This is a genomic window from Pantoea sp. EKM103V (genome assembly GCF_011800365.1).
Lineage (GTDB): Bacteria > Pseudomonadota > Gammaproteobacteria > Enterobacterales > Enterobacteriaceae > Pantoea > Pantoea anthophila.
Genome location: NZ_JAALFQ010000012.1, coordinates 75,055 through 101,307 on the forward strand (window position 1 = coordinate 75,055; position 26,253 = coordinate 101,307).

Consider the following 26,253-nt stretch of genomic DNA (forward strand, 5'->3'; position numbering starts at 1 on the left):
ATGCCCAGGGTGCCATCAGCGCAGCCACAATCTTCGAGGCGGCTCGCAAACGCAGTCCGTGAAAAGGCGCATCCGCACTTTTGTGATAAAGTCCGTGCATTCGCCGCCCCGTGCGGCAGAGAGCTTAGTGAGGCCAACATCATGATGGGATTAGCCGGCAAAAAAATTCTTCTTGGCGTAAGCGGCGGCATTGCTGCTTATAAAACTCCGGAGCTGGTGCGCCGCCTGCGCGATCGCGGTGCCGATGTCCGCGTCATGATGACGCAGGGCGCGAAGGCGTTTATTACGCCGCTCAGCTTACAGGCCGTCTCCGGCTATCCGGTGTTTGACGATCTGCTCGACCCGGCGGCGGAAGCCGCGATGGGTCACATTGAGCTGGCAAAGTGGGCCGACCTGATTGTACTGGCACCGGCGACGGCTGATCTGATAGCCCGTATTACCGCCGGTATGGCAAACGATCTGGTGACCACCGCCGTGTTAGCGACCGCCTCGCCCGTGGCCGTGGTGCCCGCCATGAACCAGCAGATGTATCGCGCGGCGGTGACGCAGCACAACCTGGAGCAGTTACAGGCGCGTGGCGTGCTGATCTGGGGACCGGACAGCGGCAGCCAGGCCTGCGGCGATGTCGGCCCCGGCCGGATGCTCGATCCGCTGGCGATTGTGGACCATGCGGTCACGTGGGCCACTCCCGTCAACGATCTGCAACATCTCAACATTATGATTACCGCCGGCCCGACCCGTGAGGCGCTCGACCCGGTGCGCTACATCACCAACCACAGCTCCGGAAAAATGGGGTTTGCGATTGCCGCCGCCGCCGCCCGACGCGGCGCAACGGTTACGCTGGTCAGCGGCCCGGTCACGTTGTCTGCCCCTGCCGGCGTGCGGCGCATTGATGTCACCAGCGCGCTGGAGATGCAGGCCGCGGTGATGAGTGAGATAGATAAACAACATATTTTCATTGCAAGCGCAGCCGTGGCAGACTACCGGGCAGCCGATATTGCGGCCGATAAAATCAAGAAACAGGGCGGCGATGATACCGTTACGCTGAACCTGATAAAGAATCCCGACATTGTTGCCGGCGTCGCCGCACTTAAGGAAAACCGGCCATTCGTCGTTGGATTTGCTGCTGAAACACAGAATGTGGAAGAATACGCCCGGCAAAAACGGGTGCGCAAGAATCTGGATCTGATCTGCGCTAACAACGTCGCTCAAACCGGACAGGGGTTTAATAGCGACACCAATGCTCTTCACCTTTTTTGGCAGGATGGAGAAAAGCGCTTACCGCTCAGCGATAAGTCTCTCCTTGGCCAACAATTAATAGACGAGATTGTCAGCCATTATGATGAAAAAAATAGACGTTAAAATCCTCGATGCGCGCGTCGGCAAAGAATTTCCTCTGCCAACCTACGCCACGTCAGGTTCCGCTGGGTTAGATTTACGCGCCTGTATTGATGATGTTCTCGACATCGCACCGGGCACCACGACGCTGGTTCCGACCGGTCTGGCGATTCATATTGCCGATCCCGATCTGGCTGCGGTCATCCTGCCGCGCTCCGGCCTTGGCCATAAGCATGGCATCGTGCTGGGCAACCTGGTCGGTCTGATTGACTCCGACTATCAGGGACAGCTGATGGTTTCCGTCTGGAACCGCGGTCAGGAAAGCTTCTCACTGCAGCCTGGCGACCGCATGGCGCAACTGGTCTTCGTTCCGGTAGTGCAGGCAGAATTTAATCTGGTAGAAGAGTTTGACGCCAGCCTGCGCGGCGAAGGCGGCTTCGGCCACTCAGGCCGCCAGTAACCCGTATTACCGACTTTCACTTACGCCCGTTATTTTTCCTCATCGCCATGAGACGCGTGCTTGTGGCAGATGCGTAGGTGTTGCCTGTTTCAGGTGAATTTCAGGGGTTTTTAAGGTCATGGCAGAAAAAAAAGTCGTGAAGCGAAATCGTCGTGAAGAGATTTTGCAGGCGCTGGCGCAGATGCTGCAGTCCGGTGATGGCAGTCAGCGTATTACCACAGCCAAACTGGCAGCCAATGTAGGCGTATCCGAAGCGGCGCTCTATCGTCACTTTCCCAGCAAAACACGGATGTTCGACAGTCTGATCGAGTTTATCGAAGACAGTCTCATTACCCGCATCAATCTGATCCTCAAAGATGAAAAAGAGACCATGACGCGGCTGCGTCTGATCGTGCAATTGATTCTGGGTTTTGGTGAGCGTAATCCGGGACTGACGCGCATTCTGACCGGTCATGCGCTGATGTTTGAGCAGGACCGGCTGCAGGGACGCATCAACCAGCTGTTTGAGCGGATTGAAGTGCAGCTGCGGCAGGTCATGCGTGAGCGTAAAATGCGTGAGGGTGAAGCCTTTCAGGCTGATGAAGCGCTGCTGGCGAGTCAGCTGCTGGCCTTTTGTGAAGGCTTACTGTCGCGCTATGTCCGCTCGGAGTTTCGCTTCAGTCCTACCGCAGACTTCGATAGCCGCTGGCCACTTATCGCGGCCCAGCTGGTCTGAGCAAAGGCGGGCATCGCGCCCGCCCAAGTTAAATCCCGTATGCCTGCTGATAGGCACGCACCTGAGCCAGGTGATCGGCCATCTCCGGCTTCTCTTCCAGCCACGTAATCAGGTCTGCCAGCGTAATAATCGCCGTCACCTTACAGCCATAATCACGTTCCACTTCCTGAATGGCTGACATGTCACCACGGCCACGCTCCTGACGATCAAGCGAAACCAGCACGCCCGCCAGCGTAGCGTTGTGCGCACCAATGATATCCATCGACTCACGAATCGCCGTACCTGCAGTGATCACGTCGTCAACCAGCATCACTTTGCCCTGCAACGGGCTGCCCACCAGCAGGCCGCCTTCGCCGTGATCTTTGGCTTCTTTGCGGTTGAAGCAGTAAGGCACGTCGCGGTCATGATGATCGGCCAGCGCCACCGCGGTGGTGGTCGCAATCGGAATACCTTTGTAGGCCGGGCCAAAGAGCAGATCGAAATCGACAGCGCCATCCACCAGCGCCTGCGCGTAGAAGCGTCCCAGCAGCGCTAAATCCCGTCCGCTGTTAAACAGACCGGCGTTAAAGAAATAGGGACTTTTACGTCCGGACTTTAAAGTGAACTCACCGAACTTCAGCACCTGTTTGTTCAGGGCAAATTCAATAAACTGACGCTGCCAGGCTTTCATTTCTCACTCCTCAAATAAAGAAAAGGCGACTCTGTGGTCGCCTGTTACATCAACTGTTCAGTGCCGCTTTCTGCGCCTGAATTAACTCCTCAATTCCGCCGCGTGCCAGCGCCAGTAGTGCCAGCAGCTCTTCATGGCTGAACGGCTCGCCTTCGGCGGTGCCCTGAACCTCAATCATGCGGCCATCTTCCATCATCACGACGTTCATGTCGGTTTCTGCGGCTGAATCTTCCACATACTCCAGATCGCACAGCGCTTCGCCCGCCACGATCCCTACGGAAATAGCGGCGACCATGCCTTTCATCGGATTGGCTTTCAGCTTGCCGCTGGCGACCAGTTTGTTCAGCGCGTCGGCCAGCGCCACACAGGCACCGGTGATGGACGCGGTGCGGGTGCCGCCATCGGCCTGGATCACGTCACAGTCGAGTGTAATCGTGAATTCTCCCAGCGCTTTCAGATCGACGGCGGCGCGCAGTGAGCGGGCAATCAGACGCTGAATTTCCAGCGTGCGACCACCCTGCTTGCCTTTTGCGGCCTCACGCGCCATGCGGCTGTGGGTCGAACGCGGCAGCATGCCATATTCAGCTGTTATCCAGCCCTGGCCCTGCCCTTTAAGGAAACGCGGAACCCCTTCGTCTACGGAGGCAGTGCAAAGCACTTTCGTTTCGCCGAACTCCACCAGAACAGAACCCTCTGCGTGTTTGGTGTAATTGCGGGTCAATGTGACTGGACGCACCTGCTGTGCGCGACGGCCTGCTGGACGCATGGGTTATCTCCGGCTTGCTAATGATTGGCTGCGCATTATACGGACTTCCATGCCCGCTGTCTCTTGCGCTGGTCGGGCGCAGGCTCCAGATGAAATTCCGCGCCAGCTGTGGCTAAATGCGCGTTCCTTTCACTCTGATTAAAAAGACATATGGCCGCCATTCTTCATTTCCTGCTGGCGCTGGTGGTGATTTTCGCCCTTGCGCTGCTGGTCAGTCATGACCGTAAACAGATTCGCCTGCGCTTTATTATTCAACTGATTGTGGTGGAAGCCGCGCTGGGTTGGTTCTTCCTTCACTCTGCCGGAGGGCTGGCGCTGGTCAGTTCGTTCGCCGGCTTCTTTGAGACATTGCTGGGCTTCGCTGCACAGGGCACGGAGTTCGTGTTTGGCGGCATGAGCAAACAGGGGCTGGCCTTTATTTTCCTCGGCGTGCTCTGCCCGATTGTCTTTATTTCCGCGCTGATCGGCATATTGCAGCACTGGCGTATCCTGCCGCTGCTGATCCGTATTTTCGGGACGCTGCTGTCGAAAATTAACGGTATGGGCAAGCTGGAATCGTTCAATGCCGTCAGCACGCTGATTCTCGGTCAGTCGGAAAATTTTATCGCCTACAAAAGGATCCTCGGTGATATTCCGCCGCGCCGGATGTACACCATGGCGGCGACCGCGATGTCTACCGTGTCGCTGTCGATTGTCGGCGCCTACATGTCGATGATCGAAGCAAAGTATGTGGTTGCCGCACTGCTGCTTAACATGTTCAGCACCTTTATTATCCTGTCGATCATCAACCCGATGAAACAGCAGGATGAGCAGCCTATCGCCCTGGAAAAACTGCATGAAGAGCAGAGTTTCTTCGAGATGCTCGGCGAGTACATTCTGGCGGGTTTCAAAGTGGCCATGATCATTCTGGCCATGCTGATTGGCTTTATCGCCCTGATTGCTGCCGTTAACGCGCTGTTCGCGGCGCTGTTCGGGTACAGCTTCCAGCAGCTGCTCGGCTATCTGTTCTATCCGCTGGCCTGGCTGATTGGCATTCCCAAAGCCGATGCCCTGCAGGCGGCCACTATTATGGCGACCAAGCTGGTGGCAAATGAGTTTGTGGCGATGATCGAGCTGCAGAAGGTAGCGGCAGGTATGAGCGCACGCGGACTGGGGATTCTGTCGGTCTTCCTGGTCTCCTTCGCCAACTTCGCTTCAATCGGCATCGTGGCGGGAGCAATAAAAGGCCTGAACGAGACGCAGGGTAATGTGGTGTCCCGCTTTGGCTGGAAGCTGGTTTACGGCTCTACGCTGGTCAGCCTCCTTTCTGCGGCTTTTGCCGGTCTGTTTATCTGATGATGCAGGGGCGGTGGCTCTGCCGCCCCTTCCCCCTAGAACCCGACACAGACGGGCGCATCCACCCGCATGACCGACTCCTGATGAAAGCGTTTTTTATAGAGGCTGCGTAGCGCCTCAATATCATGGTTGATGGCGGGATCGATGCCGTGTATCAGCAGCAGCGCTTTACTGTTCTCTCTTGCCAGCTTCCCGTTTTCCCCCAGCCACTGACCTTTAGCGTCATAGACCGACAGGCCCGCTTTGAAGCGTGGCGTGACCTCATTGTCCACGAAGTTCATCCAGTCGAGTGAGCTGACCGTACCGCCATCGGGCTTGCTCAGTCCAAACCACAAGGTGGTCTGCATCATCATGTCGCCACCTGCGCAGATCGGTTGCGGTTTAGTGGGTGCCGGATGGCGAGTCTGGCAACCTGACAGCAGCAGCGCCAGCATAACGGGAAGAGCAATCACGCGAGACATCGATCAGTAATCCTCACACAGGGGGGTCAGTGGTCATCATAAGTGGCTGTCACTAAAGGCGTAAAGCGTTCGTTATTGCCCTGTGAGACGCTTATGCCTGTTATGCCGTGGCTCGCCTCGCTATACTTCACCCATCTTTCCGTAAAAGAGTGCCACTTATGATCCGCAGTATGACCGCTTATGCCCGCAGCGAAGCCAAAGGCGAATGGGGCAGCGCCGCCTGGGAGCTGCGTTCCGTGAACCAGCGTTATCTGGAAACCTACATTCGCCTGCCGGAACAGTTTCGCGGGCTGGAGCCGGTTATCCGCGAGCGCATTCGCCAGCGTCTGACGCGCGGGAAAATCGAGTGCAACCTGCGTTATGATGCCGATCCCAGCGCACAGGGCGAGCTGATGCTGAACGAAACGCTGGCAAAACAGCTGGTTCAGGCCGCTAACTGGGTCAAAATGCAGAGCGATGAAGGCGCGATTAATCCGCTGGATATTCTGCGCTGGCCTGGCGTGATGTCTGCCCAGGAGCAGGATCTGGATGCCATCAACACGCAGTTATTGCAGGCGCTGGACAATGCGCTGGATAACTTCGTTGCAGCTCGCGAAAGCGAAGGCACCGCGCTGAAAGCGATGATTGAACAGCGTCTGGAAGGCGTTTCACAGGAAGTCAGTAAGGTTCGCGCACAGATGCCTGAAGTGATCAAATGGCAGCGCGAGCGCCTCGTCGCTAAGCTGGAAGATGCGGAAGTCCAGCTGGAAAATAATCGCCTTGAGCAGGAGCTGGTGATGATGGCGCAGCGTGTTGACGTCGCTGAAGAGCTGGATCGTCTGGATGCGCACGTTAAAGAGACTTACAACATCCTGAAAAAGAAAGAGGCCGTGGGCCGTCGTCTCGATTTCATGATGCAGGAGTTTAATCGCGAATCAAACACGCTGGCGTCAAAATCGATTAACGCCGATATCACCGCTTCAGCCATTGAGCTGAAAGTGCTGATCGAGCAGATGCGCGAGCAGATTCAGAACATCGAGTAATATTTATATCTATCCACCGATATCCATAAGCCCATGTTAAATGGGCTTTTAAATAGGTCCTGAGTTCCGGTTAATTCAGCAGGAAAAACCGAATCAAAATGAAAAGTGAGACACATACCACTTCACTTTCTCAATTATGCCGTTTAGCATTGCAGGGATCGGTTCTATCTTTAGAGTGGTAGCTTTATGAGCTGTACTGTAATAAACAAGGGTTCAGTTTTTACAGATGTAGCGATTCTGAAATATTTAATAATTTTAAAATTGAGTACGAAATATTGATATCACAAGGAGGTTATCATGTCAGTATTAACGTTGCCTGCTACGATCTATCAAACAAAGCATAAGTTTAACGATTATAGTACTGATGATATGAAGTGTGGTGATCTTACTGAGAAGCAACTCAGAGGCGATTTGGGTCTGGATGATGTTTCTGATGTGGTTGATCCCTGGACTGGAAAAGAAGTATCAATCTTCAACTCATTCCGGGATACCCGTCAAAAATCCAGAGCAGAAATGGCTGAACTTCTTTTCAATGAGTTTCTTCGTGTTTCTATGCCTGCATATTATCTTGGACAGCACCAAATATTCAACAATCTTGTAAAGCATCTTTATCACGGCAATGGAAAGATTTATTCCAGCCCTTTTCTTGATAGCGCATATAAAAATCTAATTTTGAGCGGACAATCTTCGCCACTTTCCCCCCTTACTGTAATTAAGTCTTCATTAGATAAGATTTTGTTTTCTGGACAAAAAAGCTTATCAGATACAGATAAAGATTTAATAACACAGGCTTTAAGAAATTCGATACTTCCCAAGTTCAATAGATGGGCTGACAGCTTCAATGGATTAGGCATGTCGATACATGATATTCATGCTACAAACATACAGATAAATCAGCTCGATATAACTGATAATGGTTATGTAGCAAAAATAACATTTACAGGGCAAGATCATTTCGGCCTCGATAAAAATGACATCATGAATCCTAATTTTCATTTTATCAGAGCGTTTCGTATTTGGTTTGTCCTTCAAAGATGGGAACACTTCGCTTTCAAACCTTTCTTAACAAATATGAAAGCTGAGTTTGAAATAAATAGCAGGAGAAATTAATGAGATTCAAAAAGAGTACAGTTTTCATAGTGGCATTGACAATGTTAGCATTATTTTATGTTAGCTTCTTTAATTCTCCAAAAGTGCTAGCAATTCATGGTTCTGATACCAGAAAAGATTTTTTGGTTAAAAACATGCCTTTCTCAGATAGTGATAAAATAAAATGGTGGGATAAAAATGGAGTCAACACCATTTTTTCCCGTGAAACCTACAATGTTTCAATCTGGAAATCCGATGGTAAGTATCAAAAGCTCGCTCCTAAAAACTCAGGTGCTTTTCCAGACCACGACACTGACTACTTACTGTGCTTTGATGACATGAAATCAGATGAAAATTGTATAGACAAGTCAAACTGGATCATGGACATCACAAAAACAAAAGATGGATACACTTACTACCGACTTGATGGCGAGTCTTACTATCGAAAACCTTCTGGTGAACTGGTCAAAGGTGAGCGATTTACGACAACCATTAAGTGAGCATGTTAGCCGACGAGATTGTAGAAGTGCTCACTGAAGAGTGACTTAGTGAGAAAAATCAAATAAATCACAATAAATCAGTCACTTAATTGATATGTATTACTAATTTCAAACAATCAACCTTCAGATTCTTAATATTGAGTAAGCCTTTATATGGTGGAAAGTGAGTAAGCGTCAGCGATGGCAGCTTACTCACATTTTGTACAAGGTGGGCTGAGATGTAGTGGTATACAGAAGGATAGTGCTGCTTAACTGCCGCATAATTTCGTAAAGATAGATAAATAATCATTTCCGGACTGTTCCTGAACGGTCATTTGTCACGTTTTTCCTTTCAGAACTACATCTTCTAATGCACTGAATTAAGGAGACTTTTCTATAAAATCCTCTTCTGAACACCCTCAATGCGCTCGCTCCATGAAACTGGTCAATCCTGTGGAGTCAGTAGTTTCCCTTTCTTTGAAGGCACTTTTTGATAAAGTGCTGGTCGAAATCAGTACAGCTGTAGCGCCTGGAGACTTTATGGAAGTGTTCTTTATGCGATGCATCCATTTATCTCATGAAGGTTTTAATGAAAAACACCGGAAAATTTAGCAGCTCGCTGCTGCATCCGCGTTATTGGTTTACCTGGTTTGGTCTTAGTGTGCTGTGGCTCATCGTCCAGCTCCCCTACCCTCTTCTTATGCGTCTGGGTGCCGGTGCAGGCAGGATCTCCCGTCATTTCCTGCAGCGCCGCGAGCGCATCACCCGCCGGAATATTGAACTCTGCTTTCCGGGCATCAGTGAAGAAAAAACAGAGGCGATGATCGCCGGCAATTTTGCCTCGCTGGGCATGGCCCTGGCAGAAACCGGTATCGCCTGGTTCTGGTCCGATCGTGCCGTAAGGCGTCTGTTTAATGTCACCGGGATGGCGAATCTTCATGCGGCGCAGAACGAAAAGCGTGGCGTGATGCTGATTGGCGTGCACTTCATGTCGCTGGAACTGGGCGGTCGCATCAGCGGTCTCTGCCAGCCGATGATGGCGATGTATCGCCCGCATAACAATCAGGCGATGGAGTATGTACAGACCCGGGGTCGGATGCGCTCAAACAAAGCGATGATCGACCGTCGCGACCTGCGCGGTATGGTGCATGCGCTGAAACAGGGTGAATCAGTCTGGTTTGCACCGGACCAGGATTATGGCCCTAAAGGCAGCACCTTTGCGCCACTGTTTGCGGTAGAAAAAGCCGCCACCACCAACGGGACATTTGTCCTGTCGCGTCTGGCGAAGCCCGCGATGGTGCCGATTATGCTGATTCGTAATCCCGATAATTATGGCTACCACCTGATCATTGAACCGATGCTGGAAAATTACCCGCATACGGATGAGGTAGCGGCGGCGGCTTATATGAATAAAGTCATTGAGAATCAGATCCTGCGTGCGCCCGAGCAGTATCTCTGGCTGCATCGTCGCTTCAAAACCCGGCCACCGGGCGAAGCATCGCTCTACGTCTGAATTAACGGATAAAGCAGGCCACGCGCCTGCTTTATTTTTTCAGCTTCTCCTTCCTGCGGTCTGGCGTTCGCGTCCTCTTCCGGTTCCCTGCCGGGCTTTGCTTAACACGTTCCTGCCATTCCTGCTGTCCGGCCTCACGCGGCGAGTGGGCAGACTGGTATCAGATCGTTAATTCAGCAATCATAAATACCCTTATTACCTCAAGGCCGGACCTTCATATGGATATCAACGATAAACAGCAGTGGCAGCGGCCGCTGATTGATGACCGCCTCACCCCCTATATTGAAGTGGATGCAGCGCGACTGGAGCAGAACCTGCAGCAGATGCAGCAAAAAGCACAGGCGGCCGGCGTTGCACTTCGCCCTCATATCAAAACGCATAAAAGCGTCTGGATTGCTCAGCAGCAGCTTGCGCTCGGCGCACAGGGCGTCACCGTTTCTAAACCCAGTGAAGGCATCACCTTCATTCAGGGCGGCATTCGCGATCTGCTGTTAGCCTATCCGGTGGTGCAACCACAGAGCGTGGCAGAATTACTGCGTCTCGCCGTGCAACACCAGGCGAAAGTCACACTGATTGCGGACAGACTGCAGGGTGTGGAGGCGATAGCTGCGGCCTGGCAGCAGCAACCGCAATGCGAACTGGCGGTGGCGATTAAAGTTGATGTCGGTTTACACCGGATTGGCGTCAACCCTGAGAGCGATGAAGCTGTGGAGATAGCGCAGGCTTTGCAGGACAAAGGGTTACGTTTTGCCGGACTGGTGTCGCATGCCGGTCACGCTTATGGTGCCGGTGAGGCTACGGCCATTGCTGAGATTGCCCGACAGGAAATGATCCTGATGCTGCGACTGCAGGCAAAATTGCAGGCTGCCGGTTTTGGCGACTGCCCTGTTTCTGTCGGCTCAACCCCGACCGCGCTGGCGGCAGATATTGCGCCCGGCACCAGGGAAATCCGGCCCGGCAATTATGCCCTGCTGGATCTGACCGCCTGCCGTCTCGGTTTAAGCCAAGTCGATCAGCTGGCAATGAGCGTGATTACCCGTGTGGTCGCGGTGAACGATCACTTTGTGATTGTGGATGCAGGATCAAAAATGCTGAGTTCGGATAAAGGGCCGCACGGCACCAATGCCAGCGGCTTTGGCATTGCCGTGGATGAAGCAGGTCAGACCTATGAGGTTACGAAACTATCGGAAGAACATGGGTTCCTGCTCTATCAGCATCATCGCCCTGAAGTCGGCACGCTGCTGCGCATTTTCCCCAATCACAGTTGCGCCGTAATGGCCCAGTCAGATGGCTTTGTTCTGCGTCACGCCACCGGCCAGAGTGAAGACCAGGCGGTGTCTGCGCGCGGTAACTTCATCTAAATCTGTTGCAGACAGCGCCTTACGCTGTCTGCGCCCTGTACGAAACCCTGCCAGCACCACACTTCTGTTGTTACAACGTTTTAACATACCGGTGGCCGTGCTTTAATGCATTTTTGCTTCTCCCCCGGAGGTTATATGCTCTCCTCGCGCACGCTGAGCCTGACGATTCCGCGCCACTGGTTAGATCTCTATGAAACCATCTGGAAGCCCGAATTTTTTCCTAAGTGGGCTTCCGGCCTGACGCACAGCGCGTTAGAACCTGATGGCAATCGCTGGCGTGCTAAAGGCCCGCAGGGAAATGTGAAGCTCCGTTTCTCGCCCCATAATCCGTTTGGTGTGATGGATCACTGGATTGATAGCGGCTCTGGCAGAGAGATCTACGTGCCTATGCGCGTGATAGCGAATGAACAGGGCGCCGAAGTGATGGTGACGGTCTATCGCCAGCCATTTACCTCTGATGAGAAATTTAAGCAGGATATTGAATGGGTTAGCAACGATCTGGAAAAACTCAATCATCTGCTGACTCAGTAAATCAATAACTTAGCGCGATTTCTTTCTGTAATTATGGCTGGCCGGTAATGAAAAAAAACAGAAAATTTTGCGCGGAGAAAGCATAAAGCACTTATCTGATTGGTGACCGCGCCTTCACCATTAGTAACAACCCTGCTTAAGCTTCCCTTCCAGGAAAATTCCTGGGAAAACCCTGTCAGAAGCAGGGATTCCCCGGGATTTCAGGGCTTTTAATGTCTCCTGCATGTTTTGATTGTTTCCTGCACACATTAATCCTTAATCGGCGTTTATTATGCCACCACTGAGGATTTAATATTTATCATGCACAAAGTGAAACCATTTATTTCTGCGGCCCCGTTATCAGACTTTTCTTATGGTGTTAAATTAAATAAAACAATGTATAAATCATTTCACACACAGCAATAACCATAATGATAAAGCAGTAAAAAGTCATGGACCGCTCAGCGCATCGTTAAATGAAAGCGTTGAGTTTGCCGCAAGGATGCTGGCAGGAGAATATAAAACAACAACAGGATTTATTCGTGATCTGGCGGAATTCTTTGTGATAGCAGGGAATTCCGCCATGACACGAAACAGGGACTTTACCAGGGATACTTTCCGGGATTATTTAAAGCAGCACATAATAACAGGGCAAGCCTGATAAATTTTTCCAGGACTCCGCTCAGAAAGAATTGCACTCATTAACGGTGTCACAGCAATCATCTCTTGCCGTTGCACAAAGACAACATTCTCACAGAGTCGCCGGACTCTAACGAGTATATTATGGCAATACGCGAAAGCAGTCTTAATAGCGCAAAATGGTCTCTGCTCTCTTCCATTAAAATTATTGGCATCGGCGTTCTGCAACTTTCGTTGCTGGCGCAGATTCTGCAGGCAAACGAACTGAACCTGCTGGCGATCGCCGTGATTGCTCTGCTGGCTATCGATACGCTGGCCGATCGTGGCTTCTCAAACTCACTGATCCGCCGCTGCATGCTCTCGATCAATGATCTGTCCATCCTTTACTGGGGGAATGTCCTGGTGGGTGTGGCAATATTTGGCCTGCTCTTTTCTGGCAGCCATCTGCTCAGTAACCTGTTTGATCAGCCCGAGCTGGCATTAATGCTGCAGATGGTCTCAGTGGTCTTTATTATTATTCCACAGGGCCAGCATTATCGTGCGATATTACAGCGCGAAAAACAGTACACCCGTATCGCCTTTGCGGAAACATCGTCAGTACTGGCCGGACTGGGCGTGACCTTATTTACCGTCTGGCTGACACCTTCCGTATTATGTGCAATCTGGGGTTATCTGGCGATGGCGTCTATTCGCATGCTGATTTACTGCTACTACGGTCGTTCATGGTTCCAGCCAGAATATCGTTTTAGCCTGAATGCCTTTGCTAAAATTCGTGCAAGAAACAAATAATATAATAAGTCTGTTAGGTGGGCTCTGAGCATCCGAAACGATGCGTTGGCGTGCTGTTAACCAGCACGCCTTTCTTTTTTATTGCGCCGGATATCTTTTCCCTCTGACCGGTTATTTCCTCTATCCTCACCTCTGCTTATTCCTTCCTGTCCGGACGAATCTCCGCCGGGTAGCGAAAAAGCCTTTGCGGTCACGGTATACCCCGTTCTGCGTAAGCGCAATCCGGACAGAAACATGCCCCGGATCTCTGCGCCTTCATCTCAGATTTTCTCATGCGTTCAGCACAGTCCGCTCGTCAGAGAGCCTTTATATGCTGACGTCGTGGCTGGCTGGTATAAACTGCGCTCATCCCGGACGCCGGACGCCAGAAAATCTCAGTCGCTGGCGCTAAGGCAATGGCGTAGCCTTGTCGCCGTCTCACTGGAGCCTGCTATGTTACTGACTGTTCTCTACATCATTGGTATTACCGCCGAAGCCATGACCGGCGCGCTGGCGGCCGGTCGCCGCAAAATGGATCTGTTCGGCGTCATTATTATCGCCTCGGTGACCGCCATTGGCGGCGGGTCGGTGCGCGATATTCTGCTCGGTCACTATCCGCTGAGCTGGGTGAAGCATCCTGAATACATCATGATCGTTGCGGCAGCAGCGGTGGTGACGACATTCGTGGCTCCCCTGATGACGCACCTGCGCAAAGTGTTTCTGGTGCTGGATGCGCTGGGCCTGGTGGTCTTCTCCATCATTGGCGCACAGGTTGCACTGGATTCCGGACATGCCATGATTATTGCCGCCATCAGCGCGGTTATTACCGGTGTCTTCGGCGGCGTATTGCGCGACATGTTCTGTAATCGCATTCCGCTGGTGTTTCAGAAAGAGCTCTACGCCGGTATCGCCTTCGCCTCGGGCTGGATGTATATCCTGCTGCTGAAAACAACCCTGGCGCATGAAGCCGTCATCATCATTACTCTGCTGTTCGGATTCTTTGCGCGCTTACTGGCGCTGCGCTTCCGTCTCGGTTTGCCCATTTTCAACTATCCCCATCCCGAGCATTGAGGAAGCGGGGATGTTCTGCTGCTGCAGGAACGCGATCACGGCCTGCAGCCGGGCATCATGAAACTGCGCAACGAGGCGCCGGGCCAGTGCTGCGCCAACGCCCGGTAGCGCCTGCCAGCCCGCCACATCCCGCTGCGTTAAGCTTTCCCACTGCCTGTCGGGCAGCGTGTTCAGCGCCTTGCGTGGTAGCGAAACGCCTGACGCCGCCACCCAGCGGCGAAGGGGCTGCTGGCGGGTGAGATTAAAGCGGTGCCAGATTGCCTTTGCCCGTTCCGGAGAGAGGCCTGTTGCGGCGGCGATCTGTTCCGGTGTTAACGTCAGCCAGCCAAAGAGGTGCGTCATTGCGCCGCTTTCCAGTAAGCGCAGCCAGGTGCTGCGCTCTACGCCCGGAATATTCAGCACCGCTTTCTGGCTGAGCCAGCGTAATTTTGCCAGCAGCTGTTTCTGACATGCGGCACTGAAGGTGAAACAGCTCAGCGGCGTGTAGCGCGCCACATCGGGAGGCTGAGGGTAGTGCCTTTCTGCCACGCGCCAGATCACCCGCTCCAGCCGGGGAATACCCTGGCCCGCCAGGCTCAGCGTAATCAGATCGCCTGCAACGATGTCCATCTCCTGCCAGCGACGCAGCGATCCGATGCTGACCCGTCTGACGGTCTTATCATCCAGCTGAACCGGCTGCAGATTGAGAACCGCCGCGATTTTCCCGGTCCGGCCGATGGGGAAATCGACCGAAAGCACTTCCGCGCTCACTTCAGGAGGATCATATTTCCAGGCAACGGCCCAGCTCCCCTCGCCCGGCAGCCAGTTTTTACCCGCAGGTCGCCGGGCCTGATGTACCACCACACCGTCAGTCACAAAAGGCAGCGCAGCATGGAACCAGCGCGTTCGCCAGGCGGCGACATCCTCTTCGTCGTTTACCCGGTGACTCCATTTTTCCGCCACACCCAGTCCCCAGCGGCTGAGTTGCTGCAGGCGTTCCGTCATTGCGGCGGGACCATCGGGCCAGGCCCAGATAAAGATATCGAGCGACTGCCGCAGCGGAGCCCGCGTTTTGCTCATCATGGCACCCGCCACCTGCGCGCGCGCATTCCTGCCGCCATCCGTTGCCTGCTGATGACCGGTCATCGACAGGAAGAGCTCACCCTGCAGCACCACCTCATCAAGGCGGGTGTCGATATGCTGTGGGATCGCCGGAATCTCAGCGGCTTTACTCAGCCACTCTTCACCGCGTAAGCCATCGCCGCGACTCAACAGGGAAACCAGCCGGCCCTGGCGATAAACCAGCGAAACAGCAATGCCATCGACTTTCGGCTGTACCCAGAGATCGTGCCGTCCCTGCATCCAGTAGGCCAGAGCCAGCTTGTCCCGCAGCTTTTTCACGCCGGTATGCGCAACCGGATGCAGATGCTCTCCCTTGTGCGGCAGTTGCGGTGTATAGGCAGGCTGCAAAGGACTGAAGCAGTGCTGCCAGTGATTCAGGCGCTGCTGCAGCGCATCGTAATCGCTGTCCGCCACCGGGCTCTGCCCCTGCTGATAGTAGGCCTCGTCCCAGTGTTGCAGCTGCTGCTGCAGGCGAGCGATCTCATTCTCCGCCCGGATGGGGGTCCAGACCGGACACAGGGCGCTGTGCGCCGGACAGAGGACGAACCCCAGCGCCACCCCAAACAGCCTCCAGCCAACTCCTTTCATCTTCTCTCTCCTGAAGTTTTATGGCATTCAACCTCAGGCCATCAGCACCAGCCAGCGGCGATGAAGAATGATGGAAGAGAGGCTGTCGTCATCTGCCCGCTATTGCAGCGGCACGACAGGTCATTGCGTCAGGATGCGCAAAAACTGGCTATTGCCGCTGCGCAAACGCTGCGTGGCAACCGGAAGCTGTGTATACTGTGCAGGAAATCGACTCCGCTTTTAATCAATTCAAGAAAACCATGGCTCAAGGCACGCTCTATATTGTTTCTGCTCCCAGCGGCGCAGGTAAATCCAGCCTGATTCAGGCACTGTTAAAGACCCAGCCGTTGTATGACACGCAGGTCTCTGTTTCGCACACGACGCGCGGTATGCGTCCGGGTGAAACCCATGGCGAACACTACTTCTTTGTTGAAAAACATGAATTTGAGCGGATGATCGAGGAAGAAGCTTTTCTCGAACATGCTAAAGTTTTCGACAATTACTACGGCACCTCACGTCAGGCAATTGAGCAGGTGCTGGCGACCGGCGTGGATGTTTTTCTCGATATCGACTGGCAGGGCGCGCAGCAGATTCGCGCAAAAATGCCCGGCGCACGCAGCATCTTCGTTTTGCCGCCGTCGAAAGAAGAGCTCGATCGCCGTCTGCGCGGTCGTGGCCAGGACAGCGAAGAGGTCATCACGCGCCGCATGGCGCAGGCCGTCGCGGAAATGAGCCACTACGCCGAATATGACTATTTAATTGTGAATGATGATTTCGATCTGGCGCTGTCCGATCTGAAAACCATCATTCGCGCAGAACGTCTGCGCATGGCACGTCAGAAGGCGCGTCACGATGCTTTAATCAGCAAACTGTTGGCAGTCTGAATACAGTTTCAGTATGATGCGCAGTCATTTCTTCATCTGTGGAGTAGCACACCTATGGCACGCGTAACCGTTCAGGACGCAGTAGAAAAAGTTGGTAATCGTTTTGACCTGGTGTTGGTCGCTGCACGTCGTGCACGTCAGATGCAGGTTGGCGGTAAAGATCCGCTGGTTCCGGAAGAGAACGACAAACCTACCGTTATCGCTCTGCGCGAAATCGAAGAAGGTCTGGTCACCAATCAGATTTTAGATGTGCGTGATCGTCAGGAACAGCAAGAGCAGGAAGCCGCTGAGTTACAGGCCGTTACCGCTATCGCTGAAGGTCGTCGTTAACAGCCACCTGCAGGTCGCCCTTGTATCTGTTTGAGAGCCTCAATCAACTGATTGAAAAATACTTGCCAGAGGAGCAGATCAAGCGCCTCCAGCAAGCCTATCTTGTCGCACGTGATGCCCACGAGGGACAGACACGCTCCAGCGGTGAGCCTTATATCACCCATCCGGTTGCCGTAGCCTGTATTCTGGCGGAAATGAAGCTCGACCATGAGACCCTCATGGCCGCGCTGCTGCATGACGTCATCGAAGATACGCCTGCCACTTACCAGGACATGGAACAGCTGTTCGGTAAAAGCGTGGCGGAACTGGTCGAAGGCGTTTCCAAGCTGGATAAGCTGAAATTCCGCGACAAGAAAGAGGCGCAGGCAGAGAACTTCCGCAAGATGATTATGGCGATGGTGCAGGATATCCGCGTCATTCTCATCAAGCTGGCTGACCGCACCCACAATATGCGCACCCTGGGGTCATTACGCCCGGACAAACGTCGCCGCATTGCGCTGGAGACGTTAGAGATTTACAGTCCGCTGGCGCACCGCCTGGGTATTCACCATCTGAAAACGGAGCTGGAAGAGCTCGGTTTTGAGGCCCTCTATCCGAACCGCTATCGGGTGATTAAAGAGGTGGTGAAAGCCGCGCGCGGTAACCGTAAAGAGATGATCCAGAAGATTCTTTCTGAGATCGATGGCCGTTTGCAGGAAGCGGGCATCCCCTGCCGCGTCAGCGGTCGTGAAAAGCATCTTTACTCGATCTACCGCAAAATGACGCTGAAAGAGCAGCGTTTTCACTCGATCATGGATATCTACGCCTTTCGCGTCATCGTGAAAGACCTGGATACCTGCTATCGCGTTCTGGGCCAGATGCACAGCCTCTATAAGCCGCGTCCCGGTCGCGTGAAAGATTACATCGCCATCCCCAAAGCTAACGGCTATCAGTCGCTCCATACCTCCATGATTGGCCCGCACGGCGTGCCGGTTGAAGTGCAGATTCGCACCGAGGATATGGATCAGATGGCGGAGATGGGGGTCGCTGCGCACTGGGCCTACAAACAGGCGGGCGAAAGTGGCACCACCGCACAGATTCGCGCCCAGCGCTGGCTGCAAAGCCTGCTGGAGCTGCAACAGAGTGCGGGCAGCTCATTTGAATTTATTGAGAGCGTGAAGTCCGATCTCTTTCCTGACGAGATCTACGTCTTTACGCCTGAAGGCCGCATTGTGGAACTGCCCACCGGCGCGACACCGGTGGACTTCGCCTATGCGGTTCACACCGATATTGGTCATGCCTGCGTCGGTGCGCGCGTCGATCGCCAGCCTTATCCGCTGTCGCAGCCGCTGACCAGCGGGCAGACGATTGAGATCATTACCGCTCCAGGCGCCCGGCCTAACGCCGCCTGGCTTAACTTCGTCGTCAGCTCCAAAGCCCGTGCCAAAATCCGTCAGTTGCTGAAAAATCTTAAGCGCGAAGACTCGGTCAATCTGGGTCGCCGCCTGCTCAGCCATGCGCTGGGCGGCAGCCGTAAACTGGCTGAAATCCCGGCTGAGAATATCCGCCAGGAGCTGGATCGCATGAAGCTGACCTCGCTCGACGATCTGCTGGCCGAGATCGGTCTGGGCAACGCGATGAGCGTGGTGGTGGCGAAGAACCTGCTGCAGGCTGACAACAAGACGATCAGCAACAGCAAACGCGGTAAGCTGCCGATCAAGGGCGCTGATGGCGTATTGATTACCTTCGCCAAATGCTGCCGCCCTATTCCTGGTGACCCGATTGTGGCCCACGTCAGCCCCGGAAAAGGGCTGGTGGTGCATCACGAATCCTGCCGGAATATTCGCGGCTATCAGAAAGAGCCCGAAAAATTCATGCCGGTCGAGTGGGACAAAGTCACCGAGCAGGAGTTCGTGGCGGAGATCAAGGTCGACATGTTTAACCATCAGGGCGCGCTGGCTAACCTGACGGCGGCGATTAATACCGCCGGCTCGAATATTCAGAGCCTGAATACCGAAGAGCGCGATGGCCGCGTTTACAGCGCCTTTATCCGCCTGACCGCGCGTGACCGCGTCCATCTGGCCAACATTATGCGGAAAATCCGCGTGATGCCGGATGTGATTAAAGTCCACCGTAACCGTAATTAGTGCATGAACGATCAACGTTTTGCCCGGATTCAGGCGATGCTGGCACTGCGCCAGCACGATCTCACGGTCTGTATGGAGCAGGTGCATAAGCCGCACAATGTTTCCGCAGTGATCCGCACGGCCGACGCCGTGGGCATCCACGAAGTGCATGCGGTCTGGCCCAGCCAGCGGATGCGCACGCAGGCTTCTGCCTCTGCCGGCAGCAACAGCTGGGTGAAAGTGGTCACCCATCCCACCATCGGCGATGCCGTAAAGCAGCTTAAACAGCAGAAGATGCAGGTTTTAGCGACCCATCTCTCTGCGGATGCCGTTGATTTCCGCGAGATCGATTACACCCTGCCGACCTGCATCCTGATGGGACAGGAAAAAACCGGGATTACCGAAGAAGCACTGGCGCTGGCCGATCGGCAGATCGTTATTCCGATGGTGGGGATGGTTCAGTCGCTGAATGTCTCGGTCGCCTGCGCGCTGATCCTGTACGAAGCACAGCGGCAGCGGCAGAATGCGGGGCTCTATCTGCGCGACTACAGCCTGCTGGACGAAGAGGAACAGCAGCGCCTGCTGTTCGAAGGCGGATTCCCGGTGCTGGCACGCGTCGCCAGACAGAAAGGGTTGCCCTATCCGCGTATCAACGCCCAGGGCGAAGTCGACGCCGATCCCAGCTGGTGGGCGACGATGCAATCGACCGGTAAAAGACGATGAAAGGCCGTCTGCTGGATGCCATCCCGCTCAGTACCCTGACCGGCGTCGGTGCCAGCCAGGCAGCAAAGCTGGCCAGAATAGGCCTGCACACCATCCAGGATCTTCTGCTTCATCTCCCGCTGCGCTACGAAGACCGCACTCAGCTCTATGCCATTAACGATCTGCTGCCTGGCATCTGGGCCACCGTAGAAGGCGAAGTGCTGCACACGGATATCACCTTTGGTCGCCGCCGGATGATGGTCTGCCAGATCAGCGATGGCAGCGGCGTGCTGACCATGCGCTTCTTCAATTTCAATGCCGGTATGAAGAACAACCTGTCGCCGGGTCGTCACGTTACCGCCTATGGTGAAATCAAGCGCGGCCAGCGTGGTGCTGAGATTATCCATCCTGAATACCGCATCCAGGGCGAACAGAGCAGTGTGACGCTGGAAGAGACCTTAACGCCGGTTTATCCCACCACCGAAGGTATCCGCCAGGCCACGCTGCGTAATCTGACCGATCAGGCGCTGACGCTGCTGGAGAGCTGCCCGATAGCCGAACTGCTGCCGCAGGAGCTGAGCGGCGGTCTGATCAGCCTGCCCGATGCTTTACGCACGCTGCATCGCCCACCGCCCGACCTCCGGCTCAGCGAACTGGAGAGTGGCCGCCATCCGGCCCAGCGCCGCCTGATTCTGGAAGAGCTGCTGGCGCACAACCTGAGTATGCTGGCGGTGCGCGCCGGTGCGCAGCGCTATTATGCGTTGCCCATGCCGCCGCGCCATAACCTGAGTGACCAGCTGCTGGCCGCGCTGCCCTTCTCGCCCACCCAGGCGCAGAAGCGCGTGGTGGCGGAGATAGAAAACGATCTGGCGAATGACTTTCCGATGATGCGGCTGGTGCAGGGTGATGTTGGCTCAGGCAAGACGCTGGTGGCTGCGCTCGCTGCGCTGAACGTGATCGCCCACGGTAAACAGGTGGCGCTGATGGCACCGACCGAACTGCTGGCTGAACAGCACGCCAGTAACTTCCGTCAGTGGTTTGCACCGCTGGGAATTGAAGTCGGCTGGCTGGCCGGGAAACAGAAAGGCAAAGCGCGTCAGGCGCAGCAGGAAGCGATCGCCAGCGGTCAGGTGGCGATGGTCGTCGGCACCCATGCTCTGTTTCAGGAACAGGTGCAGTTTAAGGGACTGGCGCTGGTCATCATTGATGAACAGCATCGGTTCGGCGTCCACCAGCGCCTCGCGCTGTGGGAAAAAGGTGAGGAGCAGGGTTTCCATCCGCATCAGCTGATCATGACCGCCACCCCCATTCCGCGCACCCTGGCGATGACCGCCTATGCCGATCTGGATACCTCAACCATCGACGAGCTGCCGCCGGGACGCACACCGGTGACCACCGTGGCCATTCCCGACTCCCGGCGGGATGAGATCGTCGCACGGGTGGAACACGCCTGCCGCGAAGGGCGTCAGGCCTACTGGGTCTGCACCCTGATTGAAGAGTCAGAATTACTGGAGGCGCAGGCGGCAGAGGCGAGCTGGGAAGCCCTTAAAACGGCGCTGCCTGCGTTGAATATAGGCCTGGTGCATGGCCGGATGAAACCCGCAGAGAAACAGGCGGTGATGCAGGCATTTAAAGCGAACGAGCTGCAACTGCTGGTGGCGACCACCGTGATTGAAGTCGGGGTAGACGTGCCTAACGCCAGCCTGATGATTATTGAGAATCCGGAACGGTTAGGCCTGGCACAGCTGCATCAGCTGCGGGGCCGGGTCGGTCGCGGTGCGGTAGCCTCACACTGTGTGCTGCTCTACAAAGCGCCGCTCAGCAAGACGGCGCAGAAGCGTTTGCAGGTGCTGCGAGACAGCAACGATGGCTTTGTCATTGCCCAGTTCGATCTGGAGATCCGCGGGCCAGGTGAGCTGCTGGGCACCCGCCAGACCGGTAACGCCGAGTTTAAAGTGGCCGACCTGCTGCGCGATCAGGCGATGGTGCCCGAAGTTCAGCGTGTCGCGCGTCACATCCACCAGCACTATCCCGAACAGGCCAGCGCCCTGATTGAACGCTGGCTGCCTGAAAATACCCGTTATACCAACGTCTGAGTCACGCCCCTGCCCGCACCCACTTTTCACTTAGCCGGGCAAACGATTGCTTTTGGCCTGCGGATGATTACAATCGCCACACACTTTTTCGGGAAGAGCAGAAGATGTCCACCAATCCGCAGCCAGACCAGCCCTACGCCCTGCAAAGCGAACTGATTTACCGCCTCGACGATCGTCCTCCCCTTCCGCAGACGCTGTTTGCTGCCGCTCAGCATCTGCTGGCCATGTTTGTTGCCGTCATCACGCCCGCGATACTGATCTGTCAGGCACTGGGCCTGCCCGCAGAAGACACCCGGCACATTATCAGCATGTCGCTGTTTGCCTCGGGTGTGGCATCACTGCTGCAGATCAAAACCTGGGGGCCGGTCGGTTCGGGCCTGCTGTCGATTCAGGGAACCAGCTTCAACTTCGTCACCCCCTTAATCATGGGGGGGATGGCGCTGAAAAACGGCGGTGCGGATGTTCCCACCATGATGGCGGCCCTGTTTGGTACGCTGATGGTGGCCTCCTGTACTGAAATGGTGCTGTCCCGTGTTCTCCACCTGGCACGCCGGATCATTACCCCGCTGGTGTCCGGTATCGTGGTAATGATTATCGGCCTGTCGCTGATTCAGGTGGGACTCACCTCTATCGGCGGGGGATTCGGTGCGATTAACGATCACACCTTTGGCGCGCCGAAAAACCTGATGCTGGCTGGCGCGGTGCTGCTGGTGATCGTGCTGCTTAACCGGCAGAAAAACCCTTACCTGCGTGTCGCCTCCCTGGTGATTGCGATGGCGGTCGGCTATCTGCTGGCCTGGGCCATGGGCATGCTGCCTGGCTCAGGTCTCCCGACCGATCAACCGCTGATCAGGGTGCCCAGCCCGCTCTATTACGGACTGGGCTTTGACTGGAACCTGCTCATCCCGCTGATGCTGGTGTTTATGGTGACCTCACTGGAGACTATCGGCGACATCACGGCCACCTCGGATGTATCAGAGCAGCCGGTGAGCGGCCCTCTCTATATGAAACGCCTGAAGGGCGGCGTGCTGGCGAATGGCCTGAACTCCTTTGTCTCTGCGCTGTTTAACACCTTCCCTAACTCCTGCTTCGGACAGAATAACGGGGTGATTCAGTTAACCGGCGTGGCCAGCCGCTACGTGGGCTTTGTGGTGGCGCTGATGCTGATTGTGCTGGGGCTGTTCCCGGCGGTCAGTGGTCTGGTGCAGCTGATCCCTGAGCCGGTGCTTGGCGGTGCCACCATTGTGATGTTCGGCACCATTGCTGCATCGGGCGTTCGCATCGTGTCACGCGAGCCGCTCAACCGCCGCGCCATCATGATTATCGCGCTGTCGCTGGCCGTGGGCCTGGGTGTTTCCCAGCAGCCACTGATCCTGCAGTTTGCCCCTGACTGGCTGAAAACCCTGCTCTCTTCGGGCATTGCCGCGGGCGGTATTACCGCTATCCTGCTCAACCTGATTTTCCCGCCAGAGAAGTAAGTCCACGGGCAGGCTTCGGCCTGCCTGCTATTTCTTCGTATTTACATCCAGGCTGTTGAGCTGTAACGGTAATTCAGGCATAACAACCTCTCACCGGATTGAACGCGGGAAGGATGCGATGAAATTTCTTGGAAAGTTTTTCCTCACCATACTGTTACTGCTGCTTTTCACCCTGGTGGTGATCTATGTGCTGCTGCAGACACAGTGGGGTGCAGGCTGGTTTAGCCGGTGGGTGAGCGACAAAACCGAATGGCATCTCTCCCTGAGTAAAATTGAACACAATTTCTCCTCGCCCTCTCACATCATTCTGGATGATTTCAGCTTTGGTCACGATGGGCAGCCGGCGGTGCTGGTAGCAAAGCGGGTCGATCTCGGTCTGGCCCTGATTCAGTTCAGCGACCCGCTGCATTTCAGCAGCCTTGAGCTGCGCGACGGGGAAGTGAATCTGGCCAACCTGACGCCAGACAGCGCGCTTCCGATTCAGGCTGACCGCCTGCAACTCAATAACATGCGTCTCGACAGCCCCGGCAGCGCGTTACCGCTGTTTGCTCAGCAGGTGAATGGCGGCATTCTGCCGTGGAAACCGACCGCCCGCGATATGCTGGGCCGCGATGCCCGCTTCCAGATGAGCGCCGGCAGCATGACGCTGAACAATGTGGCGGGCGAGAACGTACTGATTCAGGGAAGTGTTTCCCAGGGCCGGATGCGCTTTGACAACATCGGTGCCGATCTGGCGCGCGGCTCCATGACCGGTAACGGTGAACGGGATGCCCAGGGCAACTGGAAAATTAACCAGTTGCGACTGAACGATATCCGTCTGCAGACCGCCAGCAGCCTGAAAGATTTCCTGCACAGCCTGCAGGTGGTTCCCTCCATCGCGATTACGCGCCTCGATCTGACCGATGCCCGTCTGCAGGGACCGGACTGGGCGGTAACCGACCTCGACCTGACGCTGAGAAACGTTAACTGGCAGGGAGACGACTGGCAGAGTAATGATGGTTCACTGGCGCTAAATGCCAGCAATTTTATCAACGGGGGTTTCGAGCTTAACGACCCTATCGTTAACCTGGATTTTTCTCCGCAGGGCATCGCACTGACGCAGTTCAGTTCACGCTGGGCGAACGGTGTGATTCGGGCTGACGGTGACTGGTCGCGCAGCGATAAACGCCTGACCCTGAAAAATCTGGCCGTTGCCGGGCTGGAATATACCCTGCCGCAGGACTGGCGCGACCGCTGGCAGGCAACCCTGCCCGCGTGGGTGGATAGTGTAGAGGTGACGCGTTTTATGTCGAACCGGAACCTGATTATCGATATCAATCCGGCCTTTCCTTTCCAGCTGACATCACTGGATGGTACGGGTGAGAATCTGCGACTGGCGCAGCAGCATCAGTGGGGGATCTGGTCGGGTAAGCTGAGCCTGAATGCGGCGGAGTCCACCTTTAACCGTACCGATCTGCGTCACCCATCCATTGCGCTGAGTGCTGACGCAGAGCAGATTCAGGTAACGGAGCTGAGCGCGTTCAGTAACAAGGGACTGCTCGAAGGAACGGCCAGCGTGGGCCAGCAATCCGCCCGTCCGCTGACGCTGCAGCTGACCGGCCGTGCGGTGCCGGTGAACGTATTGCAGAACTGGGGATGGCCCGCGTTGCCGCTAACGGGAGACAGCAATATGCAGCTGCAACTCAGCGGTGCGTTACGCGCTGATCAGCCACTGCGTCCGACGGTAAATGGCACGCTGTCGGTGACAACCGACAGTCAGCAGCTGCAGCAGACCATGCAGGCCGGTGAGGTCCGATAATCGCAGCAGGGCCGCGGGTGCGGCCCTGCTGATTAATTGATACGTGCGCCGGAACCGCCCTCTTCCAGCGGTCCGTCGGGATCGGCGGGCAGCACGATATAAACGCCTTCAAACACTGCGCCACACTCATCATCGCCGAACAGCTCCACTTCAAGCTGCACGCGCGCTTTACGGCCACGCGCCAGACGATCGAGATCGCCGCTCAATGAGCCCAGATCGGCAATCGCGCCGGGCCGCCCGCTGATGGGATGGCTATAGCGAATGTGGGCATCTGCCAGAATAATCGTTCCACCGAGATGACGCTCGCGCAGCAGCAACCAGATCAAGCCCCAGCCGGTCAGTGTTGCCAGCGAAAAGAGGCTGCCGGCGAACAGGGTATGGTGCGGATTCTGGTTGCCCGCCTCGGGCATAGTGGTAATAAATTTCTGCCCGGTAAACTGCAGAATGCGGACCCCCATCTTCTCGCTGAGCGGGATGTGATCGTACCAGGCCTGTTGCAGCTGCCCGCACCAGTCGGCGCGGTGCAGAATGTCATCCAGCGTAATGACCGGCTTAATCATCAGAAAGTGACGAACCGGTGTGGTCTGCGGCGCGGTTATCTCGCCCTGATTGACGTAGCCGAGTTTCGCGAAGAAAGCGACAGCATCTTCCCGGGCACTGCAGGTCACCCGCTTGGCGCCTTCCTGACGCGCCACTGACTCCAGCGTCATTGCCACCAGCGTTCCCAGCCCTTTGCCCTGCACGGAGGGATGAACGGCCATGAAGCGGATCGCGGCCTCGTTGTCGGCATTAATGTAGAGACGACCGATGGCGACCGGATTTCCCTGCTCGTCCACCACCATCTGATGATGCGCTAAGGCATCCCAGGCGTCACGTTCAGACCCCTGCGGCTGACGCAGCGGTTTACGTAACATTTCCCAGCGGAACTGATAGTAGATATCCAGCTCTTCCGCTGTCTGAGGCACACGAAGGTGATACATAAAATGTTTCTCCCG

Annotated in this window: 25 protein-coding genes; 20 read left to right on the plus strand and 5 right to left on the minus strand. The window is 55.2% G+C overall.

Features of this window, described 5'->3' with window-relative positions:
- The first annotated feature begins 141 nt into the window (after positions 1-141).
- The 3 genes from coaBC (at position 142) to slmA (ending at position 2,513) form a co-directional block, all read left to right on the plus strand.
- The gene (gene coaBC, locus HFD97_RS19215; protein WP_167432384.1) at positions 142-1,362 is read left to right on the plus strand and encodes a bifunctional phosphopantothenoylcysteine decarboxylase/phosphopantothenate--cysteine ligase CoaBC; all 1,221 of its coding nucleotides are present in this window, start codon (positions 142-144) and stop codon (positions 1,360-1,362) included.
- Positions 1,340-1,798, plus strand: coding sequence for a dUTP diphosphatase (dut, locus tag HFD97_RS19220; protein ID WP_033736106.1), 459 nt, complete (start codon positions 1,340-1,342; stop codon positions 1,796-1,798). The genes coaBC and dut overlap by 23 nt, the downstream gene beginning before the upstream one ends.
- A gap of 118 nt (positions 1,799-1,916) precedes the next feature.
- A complete protein-coding gene (slmA, locus tag HFD97_RS19225; protein ID WP_009088113.1) occupies positions 1,917-2,513 on the plus strand; it encodes a nucleoid occlusion factor SlmA in 597 nt (198 codons plus the stop codon).
- Between the two features lie 28 nt (positions 2,514-2,541).
- On the opposite strand, the gene pyrE is transcribed toward slmA, so the two are convergent.
- Both pyrE and rph read right to left on the minus strand, forming a co-directional pair.
- A complete protein-coding gene (pyrE, locus tag HFD97_RS19230) occupies positions 2,542-3,183 on the minus strand; it encodes an orotate phosphoribosyltransferase (RefSeq protein WP_009088114.1) in 642 nt (213 codons plus the stop codon).
- A 49-nt stretch (positions 3,184-3,232) separates the two neighbouring features.
- Positions 3,233-3,949, minus strand: coding sequence for a ribonuclease PH (rph, locus tag HFD97_RS19235; protein ID WP_009088115.1), 717 nt, complete (start codon positions 3,947-3,949; stop codon positions 3,233-3,235).
- A gap of 150 nt (positions 3,950-4,099) precedes the next feature.
- Between rph and HFD97_RS19240 the strand changes: the two genes are divergently transcribed.
- On the plus strand, positions 4,100-5,284 hold the full coding sequence (locus HFD97_RS19240; protein WP_167432385.1) for a NupC/NupG family nucleoside CNT transporter: 1,185 nt from the start codon (positions 4,100-4,102) through the stop codon (positions 5,282-5,284).
- A 35-nt stretch (positions 5,285-5,319) separates the two neighbouring features.
- Here the strand turns inward: HFD97_RS19240 and HFD97_RS19245 are convergent, their stop codons facing one another.
- Complete coding sequence (locus HFD97_RS19245; protein WP_140029957.1) at positions 5,320-5,745, minus strand: DUF3574 domain-containing protein; 426 nt, start codon at positions 5,743-5,745, stop codon at positions 5,320-5,322.
- A gap of 158 nt (positions 5,746-5,903) precedes the next feature.
- On the opposite strand from HFD97_RS19245, the gene HFD97_RS19250 reads away from it, so the two are divergent.
- From HFD97_RS19250 to HFD97_RS19290, 9 genes are all read left to right on the plus strand, one after another.
- On the plus strand, positions 5,904-6,767 hold the full coding sequence (locus tag HFD97_RS19250) for a YicC/YloC family endoribonuclease (protein WP_009088118.1): 864 nt from the start codon (positions 5,904-5,906) through the stop codon (positions 6,765-6,767).
- A gap of 297 nt (positions 6,768-7,064) precedes the next feature.
- Positions 7,065-7,877 (plus strand): DUF3289 family protein, encoded by an 813-nt coding sequence (locus HFD97_RS19255; protein ID WP_167432386.1) that lies wholly within the window; start codon positions 7,065-7,067, stop codon positions 7,875-7,877.
- Positions 7,877-8,356 carry a DUF943 family protein gene (locus tag HFD97_RS19260; protein WP_009088120.1) on the plus strand — a complete coding sequence of 160 codons (480 nt, stop codon included), beginning with the start codon at positions 7,877-7,879 and terminating at the stop codon, positions 8,354-8,356. The genes HFD97_RS19255 and HFD97_RS19260 overlap by 1 nt, the downstream gene beginning before the upstream one ends.
- 414 nt (positions 8,357-8,770) lie before the next feature.
- Complete coding sequence (locus HFD97_RS19265; protein ID WP_158000249.1) at positions 8,771-8,947, plus strand: hypothetical protein; 177 nt, start codon at positions 8,771-8,773, stop codon at positions 8,945-8,947.
- Positions 8,925-9,848: a kdo(2)-lipid IV(A) palmitoleoyltransferase gene (gene lpxP / locus HFD97_RS19270; RefSeq protein ID WP_167432387.1), complete on the plus strand. Its 924-nt coding sequence runs from the start codon at positions 8,925-8,927 to the stop codon at positions 9,846-9,848. The genes HFD97_RS19265 and lpxP overlap by 23 nt, the downstream gene beginning before the upstream one ends.
- Before the next feature lie 218 nt (positions 9,849-10,066).
- A complete protein-coding gene (locus tag HFD97_RS19275) occupies positions 10,067-11,209 on the plus strand; it encodes an alanine racemase (RefSeq protein WP_167432388.1) in 1,143 nt (380 codons plus the stop codon).
- Positions 11,210-11,344: 135 nt separating this feature from the next.
- Positions 11,345-11,740 carry a hypothetical protein gene (locus HFD97_RS19280; RefSeq protein WP_009088126.1) on the plus strand — a complete coding sequence of 132 codons (396 nt, stop codon included), beginning with the start codon at positions 11,345-11,347 and terminating at the stop codon, positions 11,738-11,740.
- Positions 11,741-12,502: 762 nt separating this feature from the next.
- Positions 12,503-13,147, plus strand: a complete 645-nt coding sequence (locus HFD97_RS19285) for an oligosaccharide flippase family protein (RefSeq protein ID WP_111207998.1) — start codon at positions 12,503-12,505, stop codon at positions 13,145-13,147.
- A 432-nt stretch (positions 13,148-13,579) separates the two neighbouring features.
- Positions 13,580-14,197 (plus strand): trimeric intracellular cation channel family protein, encoded by a 618-nt coding sequence (locus tag HFD97_RS19290; RefSeq protein ID WP_167432389.1) that lies wholly within the window; start codon positions 13,580-13,582, stop codon positions 14,195-14,197.
- Here the strand turns inward: HFD97_RS19290 and ligB are convergent.
- Entirely contained in the window at positions 14,135-15,886 is a 1,752-nt protein-coding gene (ligB, locus tag HFD97_RS19295) for an NAD-dependent DNA ligase LigB (protein WP_167432390.1), read from the minus strand. The genes HFD97_RS19290 and ligB overlap by 63 nt on opposite strands.
- Before the next feature lie 239 nt (positions 15,887-16,125).
- Between ligB and gmk the strand changes: the two genes are divergently transcribed.
- From gmk to HFD97_RS19330, 7 genes are all read left to right on the plus strand, one after another.
- Positions 16,126-16,749, plus strand: a complete 624-nt coding sequence (gene gmk, locus HFD97_RS19300; protein ID WP_009088132.1) for a guanylate kinase — start codon at positions 16,126-16,128, stop codon at positions 16,747-16,749.
- A 54-nt stretch (positions 16,750-16,803) separates the two neighbouring features.
- Positions 16,804-17,079, plus strand: a complete 276-nt coding sequence (rpoZ, locus tag HFD97_RS19305; RefSeq protein ID WP_003851346.1) for a DNA-directed RNA polymerase subunit omega — start codon at positions 16,804-16,806, stop codon at positions 17,077-17,079.
- 20 nt (positions 17,080-17,099) lie between these two features.
- Positions 17,100-19,205 (plus strand): bifunctional GTP diphosphokinase/guanosine-3',5'-bis pyrophosphate 3'-pyrophosphohydrolase, encoded by a 2,106-nt coding sequence (gene spoT / locus HFD97_RS19310; RefSeq protein WP_009088134.1) that lies wholly within the window; start codon positions 17,100-17,102, stop codon positions 19,203-19,205.
- Positions 19,206-19,208: 3 nt separating this feature from the next.
- Positions 19,209-19,907, plus strand: a complete 699-nt coding sequence (trmH, locus tag HFD97_RS19315; RefSeq protein ID WP_009088135.1) for a tRNA (guanosine(18)-2'-O)-methyltransferase TrmH — start codon at positions 19,209-19,211, stop codon at positions 19,905-19,907.
- Positions 19,904-21,982 (plus strand): ATP-dependent DNA helicase RecG, encoded by a 2,079-nt coding sequence (gene recG, locus HFD97_RS19320; RefSeq protein ID WP_140029963.1) that lies wholly within the window; start codon positions 19,904-19,906, stop codon positions 21,980-21,982. The genes trmH and recG overlap by 4 nt, the downstream gene beginning before the upstream one ends.
- A 104-nt stretch (positions 21,983-22,086) precedes the next feature.
- Entirely contained in the window at positions 22,087-23,460 is a 1,374-nt protein-coding gene (locus tag HFD97_RS19325; RefSeq protein WP_167432391.1) for a uracil-xanthine permease family protein, read from the plus strand.
- A gap of 118 nt (positions 23,461-23,578) precedes the next feature.
- Entirely contained in the window at positions 23,579-25,258 is a 1,680-nt protein-coding gene (locus HFD97_RS19330) for an AsmA family protein (RefSeq protein WP_167432392.1), read from the plus strand.
- 32 nt (positions 25,259-25,290) lie between these two features.
- On the opposite strand, the gene fabY is transcribed toward HFD97_RS19330, so the two are convergent.
- Positions 25,291-26,238, minus strand: a complete 948-nt coding sequence (gene fabY, locus HFD97_RS19335; protein ID WP_009088141.1) for a fatty acid biosynthesis protein FabY — start codon at positions 26,236-26,238, stop codon at positions 25,291-25,293.
- Positions 26,239-26,253 lie beyond the last annotated feature (15 nt).

Excerpts from the sequence above, each read along its gene's own strand:
- coaBC (WP_167432384.1), top strand. The coding sequence starts at position 142 with ATGATGGGATTAGCCGGCAAAAAAATTCTTCTTGGCGTAAGCGGCGGC.
- dut (WP_033736106.1), top strand. The coding sequence starts at position 1,340 with ATGATGAAAAAAATAGACGTTAAAATCCTCGATGCGCGCGTCGGCAAA.
- slmA (WP_009088113.1), top strand. The coding sequence starts at position 1,917 with ATGGCAGAAAAAAAAGTCGTGAAGCGAAATCGTCGTGAAGAGATTTTG.
- pyrE (WP_009088114.1), bottom strand. The coding sequence starts at position 3,183 with ATGAAAGCCTGGCAGCGTCAGTTTATTGAATTTGCCCTGAACAAACAG.
- rph (WP_009088115.1), bottom strand. The coding sequence starts at position 3,949 with ATGCGTCCAGCAGGCCGTCGCGCACAGCAGGTGCGTCCAGTCACATTG.
- HFD97_RS19240 (WP_167432385.1), top strand. The coding sequence starts at position 4,100 with ATGGCCGCCATTCTTCATTTCCTGCTGGCGCTGGTGGTGATTTTCGCC.
- HFD97_RS19245 (WP_140029957.1), bottom strand. The coding sequence starts at position 5,745 with ATGTCTCGCGTGATTGCTCTTCCCGTTATGCTGGCGCTGCTGCTGTCA.
- HFD97_RS19250 (WP_009088118.1), top strand. The coding sequence starts at position 5,904 with ATGATCCGCAGTATGACCGCTTATGCCCGCAGCGAAGCCAAAGGCGAA.
- HFD97_RS19255 (WP_167432386.1), top strand. The coding sequence starts at position 7,065 with ATGTCAGTATTAACGTTGCCTGCTACGATCTATCAAACAAAGCATAAG.
- HFD97_RS19260 (WP_009088120.1), top strand. The coding sequence starts at position 7,877 with ATGAGATTCAAAAAGAGTACAGTTTTCATAGTGGCATTGACAATGTTA.
- HFD97_RS19265 (WP_158000249.1), top strand. The coding sequence starts at position 8,771 with ATGAAACTGGTCAATCCTGTGGAGTCAGTAGTTTCCCTTTCTTTGAAG.
- lpxP (WP_167432387.1), top strand. The coding sequence starts at position 8,925 with ATGAAAAACACCGGAAAATTTAGCAGCTCGCTGCTGCATCCGCGTTAT.
- HFD97_RS19275 (WP_167432388.1), top strand. The coding sequence starts at position 10,067 with ATGGATATCAACGATAAACAGCAGTGGCAGCGGCCGCTGATTGATGAC.
- HFD97_RS19280 (WP_009088126.1), top strand. The coding sequence starts at position 11,345 with ATGCTCTCCTCGCGCACGCTGAGCCTGACGATTCCGCGCCACTGGTTA.
- HFD97_RS19285 (WP_111207998.1), top strand. The coding sequence starts at position 12,503 with ATGGCAATACGCGAAAGCAGTCTTAATAGCGCAAAATGGTCTCTGCTC.
- HFD97_RS19290 (WP_167432389.1), top strand. The coding sequence starts at position 13,580 with ATGTTACTGACTGTTCTCTACATCATTGGTATTACCGCCGAAGCCATG.
- ligB (WP_167432390.1), bottom strand. The coding sequence starts at position 15,886 with ATGAAAGGAGTTGGCTGGAGGCTGTTTGGGGTGGCGCTGGGGTTCGTC.
- gmk (WP_009088132.1), top strand. The coding sequence starts at position 16,126 with ATGGCTCAAGGCACGCTCTATATTGTTTCTGCTCCCAGCGGCGCAGGT.
- rpoZ (WP_003851346.1), top strand. The coding sequence starts at position 16,804 with ATGGCACGCGTAACCGTTCAGGACGCAGTAGAAAAAGTTGGTAATCGT.
- trmH (WP_009088135.1), top strand. The coding sequence starts at position 19,209 with ATGAACGATCAACGTTTTGCCCGGATTCAGGCGATGCTGGCACTGCGC.
- recG (WP_140029963.1), top strand. The coding sequence starts at position 19,904 with ATGAAAGGCCGTCTGCTGGATGCCATCCCGCTCAGTACCCTGACCGGC.
- HFD97_RS19325 (WP_167432391.1), top strand. The coding sequence starts at position 22,087 with ATGTCCACCAATCCGCAGCCAGACCAGCCCTACGCCCTGCAAAGCGAA.
- HFD97_RS19330 (WP_167432392.1), top strand. The coding sequence starts at position 23,579 with ATGAAATTTCTTGGAAAGTTTTTCCTCACCATACTGTTACTGCTGCTT.
- fabY (WP_009088141.1), bottom strand. The coding sequence starts at position 26,238 with ATGTATCACCTTCGTGTGCCTCAGACAGCGGAAGAGCTGGATATCTAC.